This window comes from Deferrisoma palaeochoriense (assembly GCF_054656955.1).
Map to the genome: position 1 here is coordinate 1 of NZ_BAAHXI010000025.1, position 17,895 is coordinate 17,895.

Consider the following 17,895-nt stretch of genomic DNA (forward strand, 5'->3'; position numbering starts at 1 on the left):
GCCCAAGCACGGATCGGCGCCGGTGGGCGGGTCCACGGACTTTCTGCCGTGGTTCCTTTCCATGGAAGACGCCATGTGGAACTGCATCTCGTGCGAGCTGTGGTCGGCCTACAAGATGAAGGCCAAGGGGCTCATCTCGAAGGCCGTGCCGGTGTTGAAGACGGCGGACGGCACGTTCATCCGAAACCCCCAGGTGATCACCGAGGAGTACGTGCGCGACGGCGAGATCGTGTACGGGGAGTTCAAGACGGGGGAGGAGGCCCAGAAGGCCAAGGAGCTCGTGAAGTCGTGCACGGTGGACTTCGAGCTCCTCGACAAAGAAGTCAACCAGATCATCTGGCGGTTTGCGAACCTGTTCCCGGGGTGCCTGCAGATGTCGATCGACATGATCCGGGCGAAGAAGAAGTTCTTCTGGGACCAGGCAAAGCTGGCGAACCGGCACTGGCTGGCGGCGAACATGATGTGCGAGGCGTTCTTGGGGTTCACGGCGTTCAGCACCCGGAAGATGACCGGGGAGGACGTGATCGACTTCATCAAATACCGCCAGCTCGTGGCCCAGGGGGCGCTGATGGACGAGGGCGCGTTCGAGCAGGTGCTGCCCAAGCCCAAGGGCTGAGGGGCCGCGCCTGGCTCTCCAGCGGGCCCCATGCCCCCGACCGTGTCTATTTCGCCGCCGGAGTAATAGTACAAACGGGCTGGGCTCCTCTCGGTGGAGGCGCCCGGCCCGTTCCCTTGCCGGTGCCCCGCCCGGGCGGTACGGTTCCGCCTCGGGACCGCGAAACCCCGAAGACCCCACCGGGAAGCCGCCATGATCCAATGCATCCTTGACGGAAACCGACGGTTCGTGGAACGGGAGTTCGTGCCCCGCAGGGCGTTCTACGCGGCCCTGTGCCGGGGCCAGCGCCCGTCGGTGCTCTGGGTCGGGTGTTCGGACTCCCGGGTCCCGGTGAACCTGATCACCAACTCGGGACCCGGGGAGATCTTCGTCCACCGAAACGTGGCGAACCTCGTGCCCCGGCACGAGCCGGCGGTCGGCGCGGTCCTGGAGTACGGGATCCGAGAACTCGGGGTCCAAACCCTGGTGATCTGCGGTCACTATGGGTGCGGCGGGATCGAGGCCCTCGACCGTCCGGACGAACCGGGCGGGTTCGTGTCCCGATGGCTCGGGCACCTCGACGGACTGAGGGGACGGGCGGGCCGTCGGGCGGCCGCCGACCCATGGGAAGGCCCGTCGCACCGGCACCGCTGGATGGTCGAGGAGAACGTGCGGCTCCAGGTGGAGAACGCCCTCTCCTACCCCTTCGTGCGGGAGGCCGTGGAAGCCGGCCGGTTGGAGGTCCACGGCCTCGTGTACGACCTTGCCACCGGCCGGCTGGTTCCGGTTTCTCCCGCGCCCCCATGACCCCTGAACCCGGCGGCCGACCCGGCCTCCGCCCGCCCTGGTGGTACGCGGCCGGGCGGTCCCTTCCCGAGGCGGTCCGGCTGGTCCGCAAGGTGGCCGTGGCCCTGATCGGCGGGACCCTCCTGGCCGCGGGCCTGGTGCTCCTCCTGCTTCCCGGCCCCGGCATGGTGGTGATCCCCCTGGGGCTCGGCGTGCTGGCCCTGGAGTTCGGCTGGGCCCGCCGGACGCTGGCCCGGGTGCGGGCCTATTACGACCGGGCCGCCCGCCGGGAACGGGGCGCCGGCCACCCCGACCCCGAAACACCCGAACACGGAGTCGCCCCATGATCTGCCCCCGCTGCGCCAACACCCTTACCCGCACCCTGCGCTACCGGGTGTGGCTCACCCACTGCCCGGTGTGCGGAGGAATCTGGATCGACCGGGACCAGATCGACGAACTCGCCCGCCAGGTGGAGCGGCGCGACGCGGAGCGCCGCCGGGCCGAGGCCGAACGGGCCCGCCGGCGCGGCGTCGTGAACCCCGGGGTGGAACCCGCCCCGCGCACCAAGATGGAGCGGATCCTCCTGGCCCTGGCCCGCACCGACGGGGAGGAGGAATGACGCGCCCCGCCGTGTTCCTCGACCGGGACGGGACGCTCGTCGAGGACGTGGGGTTCGTCCGGTCGCCCGAGGATCTCGTCTGGTTTCCGGACACCGAGTCGGCCCTGGGGCTCCTGGCCCCCCACTTCGACCTGTTCGTCGTCACGAACCAGCCGGGCATCTCCCTGGGCGAGGTGACGGCCGACGAGGTGGAGCGGGTCCACGGCCATATGGCAAGGAGGCTCGGGGAGGTCGGGGCCCCGATCCGGGCCTTCTACACCTGCCCCCACCAGCGCTCGGAGCGGTGCGCCTGCGTGAAGCCCAATCCCCATTTCCTCCTCCGGGCGGCCGAGGAGTACGGCATCGACCTCGCGCGGTCGTTCGTGGTGGGGGACCGCCCCCACGACATGGAACTGGCCCGGCGGGTGGGCGCCACGGGCGTCTATCTCCTCACGGGCCACGGGGCCCAACACCGGGACGAACTGGGTGGGCTCGCCGATGCGGTGCTTCCCGGCATCGGAGAGGCCGCCCGCTGGATCCTGGCCCGGGCCGGCATCGGCATCGTGGGCACCGAGGGGATCGAACAGGCGACCCGGGTCCTCCGGGAGGGGGGGCTCGTGGCCTTTCCCACCGAGACCGTGTACGGCCTGGGAGCCCACGCCCTCGACGAGGACGCCGTGGCCCGGGTGTTCGAGGCCAAGGGCCGGCCCCGGTTCGACCCCCTGATCGTCCACCTCGGGGCCGCCGAGGATCTGCCGGCCGTGGCGGCCGAGGTGCCGGCCCTGGCCCGGGAGCTCGCCCGGCGGTTCTGGCCGGGGCCGCTCACCCTGGTGCTCCCCAGGGCGACCCGGGTGCCCGACCTCGTGGCCGCGGGCCTTCCCACGGTGGCCGTGCGGGTGCCCTCCCACCCCCTGGCCCTGGAGCTCCTCGCCCGGGCCGGCGTGCCCGTGGCGGCGCCCAGCGCGAACCGGTTCGGCCGCACCAGTCCCACCCGGGCGGAGCACGTGGTGGAGGAGCTCGCCGGGGCCGTGGATCTCGTGCTCGACGGCGGCCCGTGCCCCCTGGGGGTCGAATCCACCATCGTGTCGCTGGTGGGGGAACCCCGGCTGCTTCGGCCCGGCGCCGTGCCGGTGGAGGAGATCGAGCGGGTGACCGGCCCCCTCGCCCGGGGTGCGCCGAAGCCGGGGCTCGCCCCCGGCACCCTGCCCTCCCACTACGCCCCCCGGACCCCGGTCGTGCTGGTCGACTCCCTGGGTGCCGCCGACCTCCCCCGGGGCCGGCTGGGGGCGCTCGCGTTTCGCGGCTCGCCGCCCGGAGACCGGTTCGAGGCCGTTGAGGTCCTCAGCCCCCGGGGCGATCTGCGGGAGGCGGCCGCCCGCCTGTTCGCGGCCCTGCGGCACCTGGACCAGGCCGGCCTCGACGCGATCGTGGCCGAGGCCGTGCCCGCCGAGGGCCTGGGCCTGGCCATCCTCGACCGCCTGCGCCGGGCCGCGGCCGCCGGATCGGAGGCGCCGTGACCGTCGTCCAGATCCTGGGGGACTACGTCCTGGTGCTCGCCCTGACCGTGGCGGTGGTGTACCTCTTCCACCGGGTGCGGGTGCCGGCGGTGGTGGGGTTCATCGCGGCCGGGGTGGCCCTGGGGCCCCACGGGTTCGGGCTGGTGGAGCGGCACCACGAGATCGAGATCCTGGCCGAGATCGGGGTGGTTCTCCTCCTCTTCTCGATCGGGATCGAGTTCTCCGTGGAGCGGCTCTGGCAGCTCCGGCGGGTCGTGTTCGGGGGCGGGGCCGTGCAGGTGGCCTTGGCGGGGGCGTTGGTGGCGGGGGCCGCCCACCTGGCCGGGCTTTCACCGCCTTCGGTCCTGGTGCTCGCCCTGGCCGCATCGCTCAGCAGCACGGCCCTGGTGGCCCGGCTCGCGGCCGAACGGGCCGAGGTGGACTCGCCCCAGGGCCGGGCCGCCCTTTCGCTCCTCATCTTCCAGGACCTGTGCGTGGTGCCCATGATCCTGGTGGTGGACTGGCTGGGCGGGCACCACGCGGGCTGGGCCGGGCTCGCCTGGACCGCGGCCAAGGGCGTCGGGTTCATGGCCGGGGCCCTCGCCGCGGCCCGGTGGGTGGTGCCGGCGCTGCTGCGGGCCGCCGTGGGCACCCGCCGAAGGGAGGTCTTCCTTCTCACGGTGCTCGGCCTGGCCCTGGGCGCGGCCTGGGCTTCGGCCCAGGCCGGTCTCTCCATGGCCCTCGGCGCGTTCGTGGCGGGCCTCATCCTTTCCGAATCGGAGTTCGGGATCCAGGCCTTCGGCGACATCGCCCCGCTCCGGGAGATCTTCACCATCCTCTTCTTCGTCTCGGTGGGCATGCTCCTCGATCCGCGGGTGATCTGGGAGTCCCCCGGCATGGTGCTCGGGGGCACCGCCGTCGCCACCGGGGCCAAGGCCCTCGCCGTGGCCGCCGGGGTTCTGGTGGCCGGGTACCCCCTGCGGATCGCGGCCGCGGCGGCCCTGGCCCTGGCCCAGATCGGGGAGTTCTCGTTCGTGCTGGCCCAGGAGGCCGCTAGCCGCGGCGTGATCGCCCCGGCCGAGGCCCAGTGGCTCGTGGCCTCCACCTGCCTCACGATGGGGGTGACCCCGTGGCTCTACCGGGCCGGCGGCAGGGTGGCGGGCTGGAGGGGCCGCCTCGGCCGGTGGGCCCTGGTGCGGGGCCCGTCGCTGGAGCCGGAGGACACCGCCCCGGCCCTCGAGGACCACGTGGTGGTGGTGGGCTACGGGGTGAACGGCCGAAACGTGGTGCGGGCCCTCGAGGTGGCCGGAATCCCCTACGTGGTGGTGGAACTGAACCCCCACACCGTGCGCCAGGAGCGGAAGAGGGGCGTGCGGATCCTGTACGGCGACGCCACCTCCCCCGACACCCTGGTCCACGCCGGCGTGGAAAGGGCCCGGGTGGTGGTGGTGGCGGTCTCGGACGCCGCCTCCACCCGCCGGATCGTGGCCCAGGTCCGACGGCTCAACCCCGCGGCCCACCTCATCGTGCGCACCCGGTACGTGCTCGAGGTGCCGGCGCTCCTGCGGCTCGGCGCGGCCGACGTGATCCCCGAGGAGTTCGAGACCTCGGTGGAGATCTTCGTCCGGGTGCTCCGGCGGTACCTGGTCCCCCGGGAAACGGTGGAGGCCCTCGTGGCGGAGATCCGGCAGGGGGCGTACGAGATGCTCCGGGGGCTCGAGGCCGAAGCGGCCGGCGCGGACCTGGGGCCGTACCTGGCCGGGGTGGCGTTGCAGACCGTGCGGGTGGCCGCCGATAGCCCGGTGGCCGGGAAGACCCTGGCCGAGGCGGCCCTGCGGTCGCGCACCGGCGCCACCGCGGTGGCCGTGCGGCACCCCGACGGCCGGGTCATCGCAAACCCGCCCCCTGGCACCCGGCTGGCCGCCGGGGACGAACTCGTGCTGATCGGCGACCCGGCCGCCCTGGCCGAGGCGGCCCGGCTCCTCTCCCCCGCCCCGCCCGAGCCGGAGATTCCCCCGGCCCCCCCGGCCGGCCGTTGACCCCCCGGCGAACCGGTTGCTAGGATCGCCCGCCTTTGCGGGACTCCCCCGGGGGCCCCGCCAGCCCCGATCGATCACCACCAGGAGGGACACCCCATGGCCCACGTGCTCGACGTGCTCCGGGAGCGCGGGTTCCTCGAGCAGACCACCGGCGAGGAGGAGGTGCGCGAACTCCTCACCGCCCCCACCACCTGTTACATCGGGTTCGACCCCACGGCCTCGAGCTTCCACGTGGGGAGCCTCGTGCCCATCATGGCGCTGGCGCACATGCAGCGGGCCGGCCACCGGCCCATTGCCCTCGTGGGGGGCGGCACGGCCATGATCGGCGACCCCTCGGGCAAGACCGAGATGCGAAAGCTCCTGACGCGGGAGCAGATCGAGGAGAACGCCCGGGGGCTCAAGGCCCAGCTCGCCCGGTTTCTGGATTTCGACCGGGGGGCGATGCTCCTCAACAACGCCGACTGGCTCCTCGAGCTCAACTACATCGAGTTCCTCCGGGACATCGGGGTCCACTTCTCGGTGAACCGGATGCTCGCGGCCGAGTCCTACCGCCAGCGGCTCGAGACCGGGCTCAATTTCATCGAGTTCAACTACATGCTGCTCCAGGCCTACGACTTCCTCTACCTGTTCCAGCACTACGGGTGCCGGCTCCAGATGGGCGGAAACGACCAGTGGGGGAACATCGTGGCCGGGGTGGAGCTCATCCGGCGGGTCGAGGGCGCCGAGGCCCACGGCATCACGTTTCCGCTCCTCACCACGGCCTCGGGCGCCAAGATGGGCAAGACGGCCCAGGGCGCGGTGTGGCTCGACCCGGAGCGCACGAGCCCCTACGACTTCTACCAGTACTGGATCAACACCGAGGACCCGGACGTGGAGCGGTTCCTGGGGCTGTTCACGTTCCTGCCCATGGAGGAGGTGCGGGAACTGGGGCGGCTCGAGGGCGCCCGGATCCGGGAGGCCAAGGAGGTGCTGGCCTTCGAGGTCACGAAGCTCGTCCACGGCGAGGCCGAGGCCCGGAAGGCCCGGGACGCGAGCCGGGCGCTCTTCGGCGGGGCCGGAAACCTGGACGAGGCGCCGACCCACGAGGTGGACGCCCCCCGACTCCGGGAGGGCATCGAGGCCTTCGTGCTGCTGCACGAGGCCGGCCTCACGAAGAGCCGGGGCGAGGCCCGGCGGCTCATCGCCCAGGGCGGCGCCTACCTCCACGGCAAGCCGATCGGGAGCTTCGACCAACGGATCACCGAGGCCGACCTCCAGGACGGGGTGATCCTCCTTAGGGCGGGCAAGAAGAAGTACTGCGTGGTGCGGCCCCGGGGGAACTGAGGGCGGGGGCGCGGGGTGCGGCCCGGGCCGGGGTGGGTGCTCACGGGCGGGGTGGGGGTCATCTCCACGGCCGCCATCCTGATCCGGCTGTGCGAGGCGCCGAGCCTCGCCATCGCCGCCTACCGGCTGGGGATCGCCGCGGCGCTGCTGGTGGCCTACGACCTCTGGCGGACCCGGCGGCTCCCCCCCCGGTCGGCCTGGCCCTGGTTCGGGGCGGCCGGGGTGTGCCTCGCGGCCCACTTCGCCCTATGGATCGCGAGCCTCCGGTACACCACCGTGGCCGCCTCGGTGGTGTTGGTGACCACGAACCCCCTGTTCGTGGCCCTTTTCGCCTGGCTCCTGGGGGAACCGCCGGACCGCCGAACCCTGGCCGGCATCGGGCTCGGGCTCGCCGGGGCGGGGCTCATCGGGTGGGGGGACTTCGGGGGCGGGACCGAGCCGCTTCTGGGGGACCTCCTGGCCCTGGGGGGCGCGCTCGCCATGTCGGCCTATCTCACCGTGGGCCGCCGGGCCCGCCGGGGCCTGCCGGCCCGGACCTACTCCACCTGGGTCTACGCCGTGGCCGCGGCCGTGCTCGCGGCCGCCGTGCTGGTCACCGGCACCCCCTTGGGGCCCTATCCCCCGGCCACCTACGGCTGGCTCCTGGCCCTGGCCTTGGGGCCCCAGATCCTGGGGCACACCGCGATCAATGCGACCCTGAGCCACCTCACGGCCCCGGCCGTGGCCCTGGCGATCCTGGGCGAGCCCGTGGGTTCCACCATTCTGGCCTACCTGATCCTGGGCGAGGTGCCCTCGTGGCAGACCGTGGGGGGCGGGAGCCTCATCCTCGCCGGCATCGCCGCCGGGTTCGGCCTGGGCGGGAGAGGCCGGCCCGCAAGGTAGGAATGCCTTCCCGCTGGGACGCTGGGAGGCTGGGAGGCTGGGAGGCTAAAATCCTTTGGGGTTCCAACGTCAGCGGCTGTCCCAACCCGTGGGAGCGGCTGCTGTACCAGGGGCCAGAAGTCAGAGGACAGATGTCAGGTACCCCCGGCAACGCCGGGGGCTTACCCAGGATCAGAGAACCTCTGTCCTCTGTCCTCTGTCGTCTGTCCACTGGCCCCTGACAAAAGAGTCGCCGGAGACGGGTCGCGCTCACGCGCGGGGGGGCGTGCGGATGCGGGCGACGGACCGGATGGCCCAACCGGGCCATCCCGATTCACCCTTCTCGATTCCCGATCCCTCAGCCCTTCACAGATCGATCCCGTAGTCCTTGATCTTGTAGAGCAGGGTCCGGTGGCTGATCTCCAGGAGCCGGCTCGCCCGGCTCCGGTTGCCCCGGGTCTTCCGGAGCGCCCGGCGGATCAGCTCCTCCTCCACCCGGGCCACCACCTTCTTGATCGAGTACTCGTCGGGGCCGATGGCCGGGAAGAGCCCGTCCTGCCCCTCCTGGATCCAGGGGCTCAGGTGGTTCGCCTCGATCGCGGTGCCGTCGGCCATCACCACGGCCCGCTCGATCACGTTCTCGAGCTCCCGCACGTTCCCCGGCCAGCCGTAGCGAAGGAGCATCTCCATCCCCTCGGCGCTCACCCCGGTCACGGGTTTGCCGGTCTCCTGGGCAAACCGCTCCAGGAACCGGTTCACCAGGAGCGGGATGTCCTCGCGCCGCTCCCGGAGGGGCGGCACCAGCACCGGGATCACGCTGAGCCGGTAGTAGAGGTCCTCCCGAAACCCGCCCTCGGCCACGAGCTTCTTGAGGTCCACCTGGGAGGCGCTCACCACCCTGACGTCCACCGGGAGGTCCGCGGCCCCCCCCACCCGGCGCGTCACCCCCTCCTGGAGCACCCGCAGGAGCCGTACCTGGAGGAACGGGGGCAACCCGTCCACGTCTTCGAGGAACAGGGTGCCGCCCTGGGCCCGTTCGAACAGGCCGGGCCGGGCGCGGGGCACGTCGCCGAAGGCACCCGGTTCGTGGCCGAAGAGCTCCGCCTCCAGCACCGCCTCGGGCACGGCCCGGCAGTTCACCTTGAGGAACGGCCCGTCGGCCCGGCGGGAGTTGGCGTGCAGGGCCCGGGCCAGCACCTCCTTGCCGGTGCCGGCCTCCCCCACCAGGAGCACGCTCGTGCGGTAGTCGGCCACCTTGGCCAACAGTTCCAGCACGGCCTGCATCCGGGGGCTCCGGGCCACCAGGTTCTCGAACCGGTATTCGCGCCGGATCGCCTCCTTGAGGGCCCGGTTCTCCCGCAGGAGCCGTTCGCGCTCCTCGGCCTTCTTGAGGGTGAGGAGCACCTCGTCCGTCTTGAACGGCTTCGAGATGTAGTCGTAGGCGCCGAGCTTCAGGGCCTCCAGCGCCGTATCCACCGTGCCGTAGGCCGACATCATGACGATGGTGGAGGTGCACCCCCGGGCCCGCGCCTTCCGGAGGAACTCCAGGCCGTCCACCCGGGGCATCTTGATGTCGCACAGCACGAAATCGAACGCGTCGGCGCCCCGCTCGTCCAGCAGATCAAGGGCCTCCTGGCCGTCGGCCGCCTCGGTGACGGTATAGCCCTCGTCCGCCAGAATCGAGGCGAGGGTTTCCCGGACGATGGCCTCGTCGTCCACGATGAGAAGCGTGTGGGTCACGATCGTTTCTCCCGCCTGGCGATGGGTCAGCCCAAAAGCCCCAGGTACCATCCCACGAGTTCCGGCCCGGCGTAAAGGTAGAGCGCGGCCCCCAGGCACAGAAACGGGCCGTAGGGCACCTCGAGCCGGAGCCCGCCGCCCCGGGCGAGGCCCCAGGCCACCCCCACCGCCGCGCCCACCAGCGAACTCACGAACACCGTGAAGAGCACGGCCTGCCACCCCAGGAACGCGCCCACGGCGCCGAGGAACTTGACATCCCCGAGCCCCATGCCCTCCCGGCCGGTGACCGCCCGGTACCCCAGGGCCACGGCCAGAAGGAGCCCCGCCCCCAGGCCCGCCCCCAGGAGGCTCTGGACCGGCCCGAGCCCGGTCACGAACGAGGCGGCGAACCCGGCCGCGATGCCTCCGAGGCTCAGGGAATCGGGGATGATCTTGTGATCCAGGTCGATGAAGGTCACGGCCACGAGCCCGGCCACGAACACAAAGTACGGCCCGAAGGCCCACGCGGGCCCCACCCGGAGCCACAGGAGCGCCGAGAGCGCGGCCGTCAGGGCCTCCACCAGGGGGTAGCGGGGCGAGATGGGGGCCCCGCAGTCCCGGCACCGGCCCCGGAGCACGAGGTAGCTCAGGATCGGCACGTTGTCCCGGGGCCGGACCCGATTGCCGCACCGGGGGCAGTGGCTGGGGGGCCGCACCAGCGACTCCCCCCGGGGAAGCCGGTAGATCACGACATTCAAGAAGCTCCCCACCACGGCCCCGAGCAGGGCGGCCGCGGGGGTTCCGAACAGGGTCAGGGGGTCCAACGCGGTTCTCCAATCCGGGACGTCGCGGGGAGCGATACGGGCCCAAGGGACCGGGGGCGCCCCAGACGCGGCCGATTCCCCCCGAGACGGTGGACCGGCCGCCCCTGGGCCCGCCGGGGCGGCCGGCTATGCGTTGACACCCCGGCCGCCGGGCGCCTATCTTCGTTCGTTCCGATCCGCTTTCGCAACGCGCTCCCGAGGGAGATGGACGTGCATCCCTGGAACAGCTCTTCCAACATCCTCTCCATGGCTTTCGGGTCCGGGCCCGTGGTGGGCGGGGTGCTCCTCGTGCTCGTGCTCGCCTCGGTCCTGTGCTGGGGCATCATCCTCTACAAGTTCTGGGTGATCCGCCAGGCGGCCCGCCAGAGCCGGGACTTCCTGGAGATCTTCTGGGGCGGGAACCGGTTCGAGGCGATCCTGGCCGCCTCCCAGGACCTCACCGAAAGCCCCCTGGCCCAGATGTTCCGGGCAGGGTACCGGGAATGGAGGAAAACCCGCAACCGGGACGACGCCCACGACGAGGCTGGGGACCTGGCCCCCCACCTGGGCCGCCTGGAGACGATCCAGCGGACCCTGCGACTCGTGGCCGACGCCGAGATCACCCGGCTCGAGCGCATGCTCGTGTTCCTCGCCACCGTGGCGAGCGCCGGGCCGTTCGTGGGGCTGTTCGGCACGGTCTGGGGCATCATGGACTCGTTCCACCAGATCGGGGTCATGGGCACGGCCAACCTGGCCGTGGTGGCCCCGGGGATCTCCGAGGCGCTGATCGCCACGGCCACCGGGCTCGCGGCCGCGATCCCGGCGGTGGTGGCGTACAACTATTTCAACAACGCGATCAAGGTGCTGGCCACGGAGATGGAGGCCTTCTCGAGCGAGTTTTTGAACATCGTGACCCACCACCAGGCCGCGAGGGGGACCCCGTGAACGCGCCTGCGCCCGGGGGCCGCACCGCCCGCACCCACCTGGCCGAGATCAACGTCACGCCGCTGGTGGACGTGATGCTCGTCCTGCTCATTATCTTCATGGTCACCGCCCCCATGATCCAGCAGGGGGTGGACGTGAACCTGCCCCAGGTGGTGGCCACGGAACTGCCCGCCCAGACCGACCTCATGGTGATCTCGGTGGACCGGTCGGGACGGGTGTTCCTGGGGAACAGCCCGGTTCCGCTCGAGACCCTGGCCGAGAAGCTCGAGGCCATCTACCGCCGCAAGGGCGCGAAGGAGGCGTTCCTCCGGGCCGACCGGGACGTGCCCTACGGGGTGGTCGTGCGGGTGATGGCCGAGGCCAAGCGGGCCGGCATCGAGCGGCTCGGCATGATCACGGAACCCCCGCGAGAGCCGTGAGAATCCACCGATACCACGGCCTGTTCGGCGACCGCCGGGACCAAGGGGTGTGGAAGGCCCTGGGGGTGTCCCTCGTGCTCCACGCCGCCCTGTTCCTGGCCTTCGGACGGTTCCACATCCGGCCCGTGGAACGCACCTTCTACGCCCCGATCCACGTGGTGAATCTCGTGGAGCGGCCCGGGCCCAAAGGGGCGAGGGGCGGACCCGCGGCCCCCCGCCCGAAACCGAAATCCGCCCCAAAGCCGAAGCCCAAGGCGCCGGCCCCCAAGCCCGCGGCCAGAACCCCGCCCAAGCCGGCGCCGAAGCCCAAACCGGCGGCGAAATCCCCGGCGAAACCGGCCCCCCCGAAGGCGGCCGCGGCGGTCCCCGCCGAGCCGGCGCCGAGCCCCGCCCCGGCGGCGGAGCCCAACCCCGAGGCCCTCGAGCGAAAGATCGCGGAGCGCATCGCCGCCCTGCGGGAAAAGCACGGCGATCCGCTGGCCGCCGGCCCGGCCGGCCCCTCGACGGAGCTCGGGGAGCGCCGGGTGGGGCAGGCCATCGAGGCGATCCGCAAGCGGCTCGACGCCGCCTCGGCCCAGGGGCCCGGGGGCTCGGGCGCGACCGGGCTCTCGGGCCGGCGCTCGGCCCTGGAGGAGGTCCGGCTCCGGGCCTACTACAACCGCCTGTGGGACCGGGTGAACGAGCACTGGGCCATCCCCCCCGGCCTCAAGGGCCGGGACCTCTCCGTGATCGTCTCGGTGGTGATCGACCGCGCGGGCCGGATCCAGCGCCTGGTGGTGGAGGAGTCCTCCGGGAGCGACGCCTTCGACCGGGCGGCCCTGGCCGCCCTGGAGCGGGCCCAGCCGCTTCCCCCCATCCCCGACGAGGTGGCCGATGACACCCTGGAAGTGGGGTTCCGGTTCCACGGCGAGTAGGCTCCTCGCGGCCGGACTGCTGCTGGTGGCCTCGTGCGCCGGGCCCCCGCCCCCCGGCGCCTACCGGGTCAAGGGCCGGACCTACCGGCCGCTCCCCACGGCCCAGGGGTATGTGGCCGAAGGGCTGGCCTCGTGGTATGGTCCGGGGTTCCACGGCCGTCCCACCGCCAGCGGGGAGATCTACGACATGTACGCGCCCACGGCCGCCCACCGCACCCTCCCCCTGGGCACCCGGGTCCGGGTGACAAACCTGGAGAACGGCCGGTCGGCCGTGGCCCGCATCAACGACCGGGGCCCCTTCGTGGACGGCCGGATCATCGACCTCTCGTACCGGCTGGCCCAGGACCTGGGGATGGCCGAGGCCGGGGTAGCCCGGGTCCGGGTGGAGGCCCTCGACGGCGTCACGGACCGGACGGGGCCCTTCGCCTGGCAGGTGGGCGCGTTCACGGTGGCGGCGAACGCCCACCGGCTCGTGGCCCAACTCGATGGTCGGATGGGCCGAGCCTGGACCGAGCGGTTCGACCGGGGGGACGCCGTGTTCCACCGGGTGCGGGTGGGCCCCTTCGGCACCCGGGAGGACGCCGACCGGGTCCTCGGAGAACTGCGGGCCCTCGGGCTTCGCCCCTTTCTCGTGCGGATCGACCCATGACCCCTGCGCCCCTTCGCCTTCTCCTCGTGGACGATCAGGCGGACCACCGGCTGCTCCTACGGGCGAACCTCGAGGAGCAGGACCCGGAGCTCGGGTTCGCGGAGGCCGGGTCGGTGGAGGAGGCCCTCGATCTTCTCCGGGACGGGGGGGCCGACGTGGTGCTGAGCGACTTCTGGTTGGGGGGCGAGACGGGGCTCGATCTCCTGCGCCGGGCCCGGGCCGAGGGGATCCCGGCCCCGTTTCTCCTGGTCACGAACCACGGCAGCGAGGAGCTCGCCCGCCAGTCGTTCCTGGAGGGGGTGGCCGACTACGTGACCAAGGAGGTGGCCCTCCGGAACCCGGCCGACCTGGCCCGCCGGATCCGCCGCGCCGCCGAAAAGGCCCGGCTGGCCGAGGAGCGGCATCGGGCCGAGGTGCTCCTCGAAAGTTTCCTCACCAACAACCCCTTCGCCATCCTGATCCTGGACGAGGGAGGCCGGCCGATCCGCTGGAACCCGGCCCTGGAGCGCATGGAGTCCCACCCCGAGGACCTGGAGCGCCTGCGACGCTACCGGCCCTTCGAGGACCCCCAACTGGCCGAGGCCGGGGTGCGCCACCTCCTCGAACGGGCCCGGGGGGGCGAGTGGGTGGAGCTGCCGCCCTTTCCCTGGGACCCCGTGCGGGCCGGCCTCCAGGGCCCGGTACGGATCCTGAGCGGGGTGGCGTTCCCGGTGGCGATCGCGCCCGGCGAGACCTATCTGTGCGTCATGATCCAGGACGTCACCCTGGCCGAGACGGCCCGCCGGGAGCGCGACGAGTACGCCGCGGTGCTGGCGAGCCTGCTAAACGCCTCGCCGGCGGCCATCGTGTTCGTGGACGTGGAGGGCCGGGTCCGGTTCGCCAACCGGCGGATCGAGACCCTCCTCGGGGTGGACCCCCGCCCCTTCGTGGGCCGGCCCTACGCCGAGCTGGCCGAGGCCCTCAGCCGAAACCTCGCCGACCCCCGGGGCATCCTCCAGAACCCGGCCGACCCCGAGGCCTGCTCCATCGACTCCTGGAGCGAGGCCGTCGAGGTGGCCCGGCCCGAGCGACGGCATCTCGTGCGCACCGTGGGGCCGGTGCGCGGCCCGGGGGGCCGGTACCTCGGGTGCATCGAGGTCTTCATCGACGAAACCGGGGCGAGGGAGCGCCAGCGGCTCCTGGAGGAGCGGAACCGGGAGCTCGACGCCTTCGCCTCGCGGCTCGCCCACGACCTCAAAACCCCCCTGGTGAGCCTTAAAGGGTTCGCCGACCTCCTCACCCGCTCGGCCGGCCCCGGGCTCGACGAGCGCCACCGCATGTTCCTCGAGCGCATCCGGACCTCGGCCGACCTCCTGAACGAGATGGTGGACGGCCTGCGGGAGCTCTCGCGGGCGAGCCGGCCGGCCGGGGAGCTCCACGACCTCGACCCCCTGCCCCTCGTGAAGCTCGCGGCCGAGCATCTCGCGGCGGAGGCCGACGAGGCCGGGGTCCGGATCGAACTGCCCGAGAGCGTCCCCCCGATCCGGTGCGAGCGGGCGAAGCTCTTCCAGATCGTCCAGAACCTCCTGGCCAACGCCGTCCGCTACGCCGATCCCTCCAAACCCGATCGGTGGGCCCGGGTCGCGTTCGAGCCCCAGGGCGACCGGGTGGTCCTGGAGATCGCGGACAACGGCCGCGGCATCGACCCCGAAGACCTCCCCCACCTGTTCGAGCCGTTCCGGCGGGGGAAATCCGCGGGACAGACCCCGGGGATGGGGCTGGGGCTCGCGCTCACCCACCGCCTGGCCCAGGCCTGCGGGGCCAGCGTGGAGGTTCTCTCCCGGCCCGGCGAGGGCACCCGGTTCCGCCTGTCGTTTCCGGCGGGGTCGGCAGAGCCTTCCTCGCCCACCGGGTAGGGGAGCGGGTCATGGGCGGTGGGGAGACGGGCACGGCACCCGACCGGCGCGGACCGCGAAGCATCCGGGACCTCTGGGAGGCCCCGGCCGAGGAGCGGCACCGGGCCCTGGCCCGGGTGGTGCCCGAGCCGCTGCTCCGGCACTACGGGCTTGCGCTGCCGGAGAGGTGGTCCGAGGGACCAGAGGGGGCTTTTCGGTGTCTTGAGGTTCCCGGGGAAAACGCGGTGCGCATCGAGGTGTGGCCGGAGACGGAATGTGAAGACCCGGCCCTGATCCTCGAGCTCACGGATACTTACCTGGGCCACCTGGAGGCCTCGTGGATCGTGATCAACGACATCCACGGCCCCCGGTTCCACGTGGACCGGGACCCGAAGGGCAACCCGATTCCCCTGGGCTCGACGGTGCGCAACCTCCGGGAGGAGATCCGGGCGCTCGCGGCCGGCCTTGCCCCGAACCAGGTGCGGCCGGGGCTGCGGATGTTCCGGCACCTCATCGCGAACGTCGAGGCGTTCTGCCGGTTCCTCGGCGTCGAGATCCTCTACGTGGCGCCCCTGGCGTACCACAACGCCATCAAGTACGAGCAGTACGGGTTCACCTACGCCTCGGGCCAGGAGGACATGGAGTGGATCCACCGGCAGTTTCTGCCCGGGGGGGTGCTCCGGGCCCGCATGGACGGATCCCGGCCGTTTCGGATGCCCTGGATGGCCGACACGATCCGGGGCCGGTCGTGGGCGATCCACGACGGGGTGCTGGGCCGGCGCTGGATGGCCCCCCAGATGTACAAATTCGTCGGCCGCGATTTTGCCACCTGCACGTTCCCCAACGCAGTATGGTGATCGGGTGTCGGAATTCGGAGGACAGAGGACAGGATGGGCCCGATTTGGTGCGTTACACTCCGGCCCTAGAGAGGTCGCCACCGCAGGGGAATTCCCGACCACGACAATGGGATGACTGGGCTTTTGGCCTTCTAGCTTTCCAGCCTTCTCGCACCGAATACCGCCATGCCCGACTACCCCTACGTGTACGGCACCGCAGCCCCCCGGCCCGTGGAGCCCGGCGGCACCCGGATCCGGGTGTTCCGCCGGCGCCGCGAGGAGCAGGGGGAAGAAGGCGGCGAAGAGGCGGCGGACCGCTGGGCGGCCTGGGAGGAGGCCCTGGCCGAGGCGGTGGAGGAGCTCAACCGCGACCTCGAGGCCCAAGGGTCCGGGGTGCGGGTGCACCTCGCCGAGGAGGAGGGCTCTCTCTTCCTGACCCTGACCGGGCTCCCCGGGGCCCTGCCCTCCCCCCTGCCCTCCGCCCCCCTCGACCCCGCCGACCTGCCCCGCTGGTTCGCCCGCCTCCGCTCCCACCTCGGGCTCCTGGTGGACGAGACGGCGTAGGGCAGCGGCCGCGGGCACAAGCGCCCCCTCCCAGGAACCGTCGAACGCCTCTCTCCCCTGGCCCCCCAGCGCCCATCCGCCGTTCGGCTACCCCCCTCCAACCTCCCCGTCGGCCTCCACCGCCTCCCGGAGCATCGGGCCCACGTCGGGCACGCTCGCCAGCACCTCGGCCCACGAGGGGATCGGCGGGGTTCCCGCGGGGTCCTCCCGGAACCCCTGGCCGGCGTCTTCGAGCACCGCGGCGAAGATATCCACGAGGCCCAATTCGGCCCGGCGGTCGAAACCCAGGCCGTTGGCCGCGGCCAGGTGGGCGTACCGGCGGACCGCCTCGCGCCCCTGGTGGCGGTAGGCCAGGGGCAGCGCCCGCAGTTCCCCCTCCCCCAGCACCACCCCCTCCTCCGCCAGGGCCCGCAGGAGCGTGAGCGCGATCTCCCGGGCCATGCGCACGAGGCCCGCGGGCCGCGCCCCGCCCTCTCCCGTGGCCTGGTGCTTGTGGTCGTAGGGGATCGCCAGGTCCACCTGGCAGGCGCCCCGTTCCCCGGCGATCCGCCAGGCCTCCACCAGGGTCCCCACCTCGAGGCCCCAGTCGCCCGGGATCCGGGCCTCCCGGGCCAGCCGGGCCTCCATGGCGAACTCCCCGGCCAGGGGGTAGCGGAACGCCCGGAGGAACCGGAGGAGCGGGTGATCGCCCACCAGCCGCGAACCGGCCTCGAGGAGCGGCCCCACGAAGAGCCGGCAGACCCGGCCGTGGAGCCGGTCGGTCACCCGGGCGTAGTACCCCTTGGCGAACGCATACCCGAGCTCCGGGTGCGCCACGGGCAGGACCAGGCGGTCGAGAAGCTCCCGCTCGTAGGTCACGATGTCGGTGTCGTGGAGCGCGATGGCCGCCGGGGGCCGCTCGCCGGCCAGAAGGTACCCGTAGGCCATCCAGGCCGCGAGCCCCTTGCCCGGCTCGCCCAGGGTGAACCCGGCCCGCCGGATGCGCTCCTTGACCGCCGCGATCCGGGGGCCGTCGTTCCACACGATCCGCACCCGGCCGGGGAGCCGCGAGAACACCTGGCGGGCGTGGCGGAACTGGGCCTCGTCGGCCACGCCCAGGGTCACCACGATCTCGGACAGATACCCCACCCCTTCGAGCCGCTCCAGGATGCGCGGCAGCGCCGGCCCGGCCAGCTCGGAGTAGAGGCACGGGAGCACGAGGGCCACCGGCCGGCTCCGGGCCGCCTCGCCGAGGGCGGTCTCCCACCGGGCCGGGTCGTGGCCCGTGAGGGCCTGGATCGTGGTGACGGGTCCGGTCTGAAGGAAATCAGCCATGGGCGTCTCCGGGGTGACGTGAGGACGTTGGGACGTGAGGACGTTAGGACGGGCCAGGGACCGCAGCCGCTGACCGGGCGGCGGGTCGCATCCCGCGTCATCGGCCTTCCAGCCTCCTAGCCTCCCAGCTTCCCAGCCTTTACACTACCGGCCGCACTTT

At 72.4% G+C, this 17,895-nt stretch carries 18 protein-coding genes and 1 pseudogene; 16 read left to right on the forward strand and 3 right to left on the reverse strand.

Going from position 1 to position 17,895, the window contains the following annotated elements:
- From ACYQ8L_RS08655 to ACYQ8L_RS08695, 9 genes and pseudogenes are all read left to right on the forward strand, one after another.
- On the forward strand, positions 1 to 616 hold a 616-nt coding region (locus ACYQ8L_RS08655), incomplete at its 5' end, for a Clp protease/crotonase-like domain-containing protein (RefSeq protein ID WP_459941388.1).
- A 192-nt stretch (positions 617 to 808) separates the two neighbouring features.
- Entirely contained in the window at positions 809 to 1,402 is a 594-nt protein-coding gene (locus tag ACYQ8L_RS08660; RefSeq protein ID WP_459941389.1) for a carbonic anhydrase, read from the forward strand.
- A complete protein-coding gene (locus tag ACYQ8L_RS08665) occupies positions 1,399 to 1,728 on the forward strand; it encodes a PGPGW domain-containing protein (RefSeq protein ID WP_459941390.1) in 330 nt (109 codons plus the stop codon). The genes ACYQ8L_RS08660 and ACYQ8L_RS08665 overlap by 4 nt, the downstream gene beginning before the upstream one ends.
- A complete protein-coding gene (locus tag ACYQ8L_RS08670; RefSeq protein ID WP_459941391.1) occupies positions 1,725 to 2,000 on the forward strand; it encodes a zf-TFIIB domain-containing protein in 276 nt (91 codons plus the stop codon). Before ACYQ8L_RS08665 ends, ACYQ8L_RS08670 begins: the two co-directional genes overlap by 4 nt.
- Positions 1,997 to 2,488, forward strand: a pseudogene (locus ACYQ8L_RS08675) (D-glycero-alpha-D-manno-heptose-1,7-bisphosphate 7-phosphatase); the annotation flags it as partial. The gene ACYQ8L_RS08670 and the pseudogene ACYQ8L_RS08675, both read left to right, overlap by 4 nt.
- Before the next feature lie 51 nt (positions 2,489 to 2,539).
- Positions 2,540 to 3,496 carry an L-threonylcarbamoyladenylate synthase gene (locus ACYQ8L_RS08680; RefSeq protein ID WP_459941432.1) on the forward strand — a complete coding sequence of 319 codons (957 nt, stop codon included), beginning with the start codon at positions 2,540 to 2,542 and terminating at the stop codon, positions 3,494 to 3,496.
- Positions 3,493 to 5,514, forward strand: a complete 2,022-nt coding sequence (locus tag ACYQ8L_RS08685) for a monovalent cation:proton antiporter family protein (RefSeq protein ID WP_459941392.1) — start codon at positions 3,493 to 3,495, stop codon at positions 5,512 to 5,514. The genes ACYQ8L_RS08680 and ACYQ8L_RS08685 overlap by 4 nt, the downstream gene beginning before the upstream one ends.
- Before the next feature lie 96 nt (positions 5,515 to 5,610).
- Entirely contained in the window at positions 5,611 to 6,837 is a 1,227-nt protein-coding gene (tyrS, locus tag ACYQ8L_RS08690) for a tyrosine--tRNA ligase (RefSeq protein ID WP_459941393.1), read from the forward strand.
- A 15-nt stretch (positions 6,838 to 6,852) separates the two neighbouring features.
- On the forward strand, positions 6,853 to 7,719 hold the full coding sequence (locus ACYQ8L_RS08695) for a DMT family transporter (RefSeq protein ID WP_459941394.1): 867 nt from the start codon (positions 6,853 to 6,855) through the stop codon (positions 7,717 to 7,719).
- Positions 7,720 to 8,064: 345 nt separating this feature from the next.
- Here the strand turns inward: ACYQ8L_RS08695 and ACYQ8L_RS08700 are convergent, their stop codons facing one another.
- Together ACYQ8L_RS08700 and ACYQ8L_RS08705 are read right to left on the reverse strand one after the other, a co-directional pair.
- Positions 8,065 to 9,438, reverse strand: coding sequence for a sigma-54-dependent transcriptional regulator (locus ACYQ8L_RS08700; protein ID WP_459941395.1), 1,374 nt, complete (start codon positions 9,436 to 9,438; stop codon positions 8,065 to 8,067).
- Between the two features lie 26 nt (positions 9,439 to 9,464).
- Positions 9,465 to 10,241, reverse strand: a complete 777-nt coding sequence (locus ACYQ8L_RS08705; RefSeq protein ID WP_459941396.1) for a prepilin peptidase — start codon at positions 10,239 to 10,241, stop codon at positions 9,465 to 9,467.
- A gap of 210 nt (positions 10,242 to 10,451) precedes the next feature.
- Between ACYQ8L_RS08705 and tolQ the strand changes: the two genes are divergently transcribed.
- The 7 genes from tolQ to ACYQ8L_RS08740 all read left to right on the forward strand — a co-directional run bounded on the left by tolQ (position 10,452) and on the right by ACYQ8L_RS08740 (position 16,421).
- Complete coding sequence (gene tolQ, locus ACYQ8L_RS08710) at positions 10,452 to 11,165, forward strand: protein TolQ (protein ID WP_459941397.1); 714 nt, start codon at positions 10,452 to 10,454, stop codon at positions 11,163 to 11,165.
- Positions 11,162 to 11,584, forward strand: a complete 423-nt coding sequence (gene tolR, locus ACYQ8L_RS08715; protein ID WP_459941398.1) for a protein TolR — start codon at positions 11,162 to 11,164, stop codon at positions 11,582 to 11,584. Before tolQ ends, tolR begins: the two co-directional genes overlap by 4 nt.
- Complete coding sequence (locus ACYQ8L_RS08720) at positions 11,581 to 12,498, forward strand: energy transducer TonB (protein WP_459941399.1); 918 nt, start codon at positions 11,581 to 11,583, stop codon at positions 12,496 to 12,498. The genes tolR and ACYQ8L_RS08720 overlap by 4 nt, the downstream gene beginning before the upstream one ends.
- Positions 12,458 to 13,147, forward strand: coding sequence for a septal ring lytic transglycosylase RlpA family protein (locus ACYQ8L_RS08725; RefSeq protein WP_459941400.1), 690 nt, complete (start codon positions 12,458 to 12,460; stop codon positions 13,145 to 13,147). The genes ACYQ8L_RS08720 and ACYQ8L_RS08725 overlap by 41 nt, the downstream gene beginning before the upstream one ends.
- Positions 13,144 to 15,042, forward strand: a complete 1,899-nt coding sequence (locus ACYQ8L_RS08730) for a sensor histidine kinase (protein WP_459941401.1) — start codon at positions 13,144 to 13,146, stop codon at positions 15,040 to 15,042. The genes ACYQ8L_RS08725 and ACYQ8L_RS08730 overlap by 4 nt, the downstream gene beginning before the upstream one ends.
- Before the next feature lie 11 nt (positions 15,043 to 15,053).
- Positions 15,054 to 15,878: a hypothetical protein gene (locus tag ACYQ8L_RS08735; RefSeq protein WP_459941402.1), complete on the forward strand. Its 825-nt coding sequence runs from the start codon at positions 15,054 to 15,056 to the stop codon at positions 15,876 to 15,878.
- A 165-nt stretch (positions 15,879 to 16,043) separates the two neighbouring features.
- Positions 16,044 to 16,421 (forward strand): hypothetical protein, encoded by a 378-nt coding sequence (locus ACYQ8L_RS08740; RefSeq protein ID WP_459941403.1) that lies wholly within the window; start codon positions 16,044 to 16,046, stop codon positions 16,419 to 16,421.
- 87 nt (positions 16,422 to 16,508) lie between these two features.
- On the opposite strand, the gene ACYQ8L_RS08745 is transcribed toward ACYQ8L_RS08740, so the two are convergent.
- On the reverse strand, positions 16,509 to 17,735 hold the full coding sequence (locus ACYQ8L_RS08745) for a glycosyltransferase family protein (RefSeq protein WP_459941404.1): 1,227 nt from the start codon (positions 17,733 to 17,735) through the stop codon (positions 16,509 to 16,511).
- Positions 17,736 to 17,895: the final 160 nt, after the last annotated feature.

Excerpts from the sequence above, each read along its gene's own strand:
- ACYQ8L_RS08735 (WP_459941402.1), top strand. The coding sequence starts at position 15,054 with ATGGGCGGTGGGGAGACGGGCACGGCACCCGACCGGCGCGGACCGCGA.
- tyrS (WP_459941393.1), top strand. The coding sequence starts at position 5,611 with ATGGCCCACGTGCTCGACGTGCTCCGGGAGCGCGGGTTCCTCGAGCAG.
- ACYQ8L_RS08725 (WP_459941400.1), top strand. The coding sequence starts at position 12,458 with ATGACACCCTGGAAGTGGGGTTCCGGTTCCACGGCGAGTAGGCTCCTC.
- ACYQ8L_RS08670 (WP_459941391.1), top strand. The coding sequence starts at position 1,725 with ATGATCTGCCCCCGCTGCGCCAACACCCTTACCCGCACCCTGCGCTAC.
- ACYQ8L_RS08740 (WP_459941403.1), top strand. The coding sequence starts at position 16,044 with ATGCCCGACTACCCCTACGTGTACGGCACCGCAGCCCCCCGGCCCGTG.
- ACYQ8L_RS08745 (WP_459941404.1), bottom strand. The coding sequence starts at position 17,735 with ATGGCTGATTTCCTTCAGACCGGACCCGTCACCACGATCCAGGCCCTC.
- ACYQ8L_RS08660 (WP_459941389.1), top strand. The coding sequence starts at position 809 with ATGATCCAATGCATCCTTGACGGAAACCGACGGTTCGTGGAACGGGAG.
- ACYQ8L_RS08730 (WP_459941401.1), top strand. The coding sequence starts at position 13,144 with ATGACCCCTGCGCCCCTTCGCCTTCTCCTCGTGGACGATCAGGCGGAC.
- ACYQ8L_RS08665 (WP_459941390.1), top strand. The coding sequence starts at position 1,399 with ATGACCCCTGAACCCGGCGGCCGACCCGGCCTCCGCCCGCCCTGGTGG.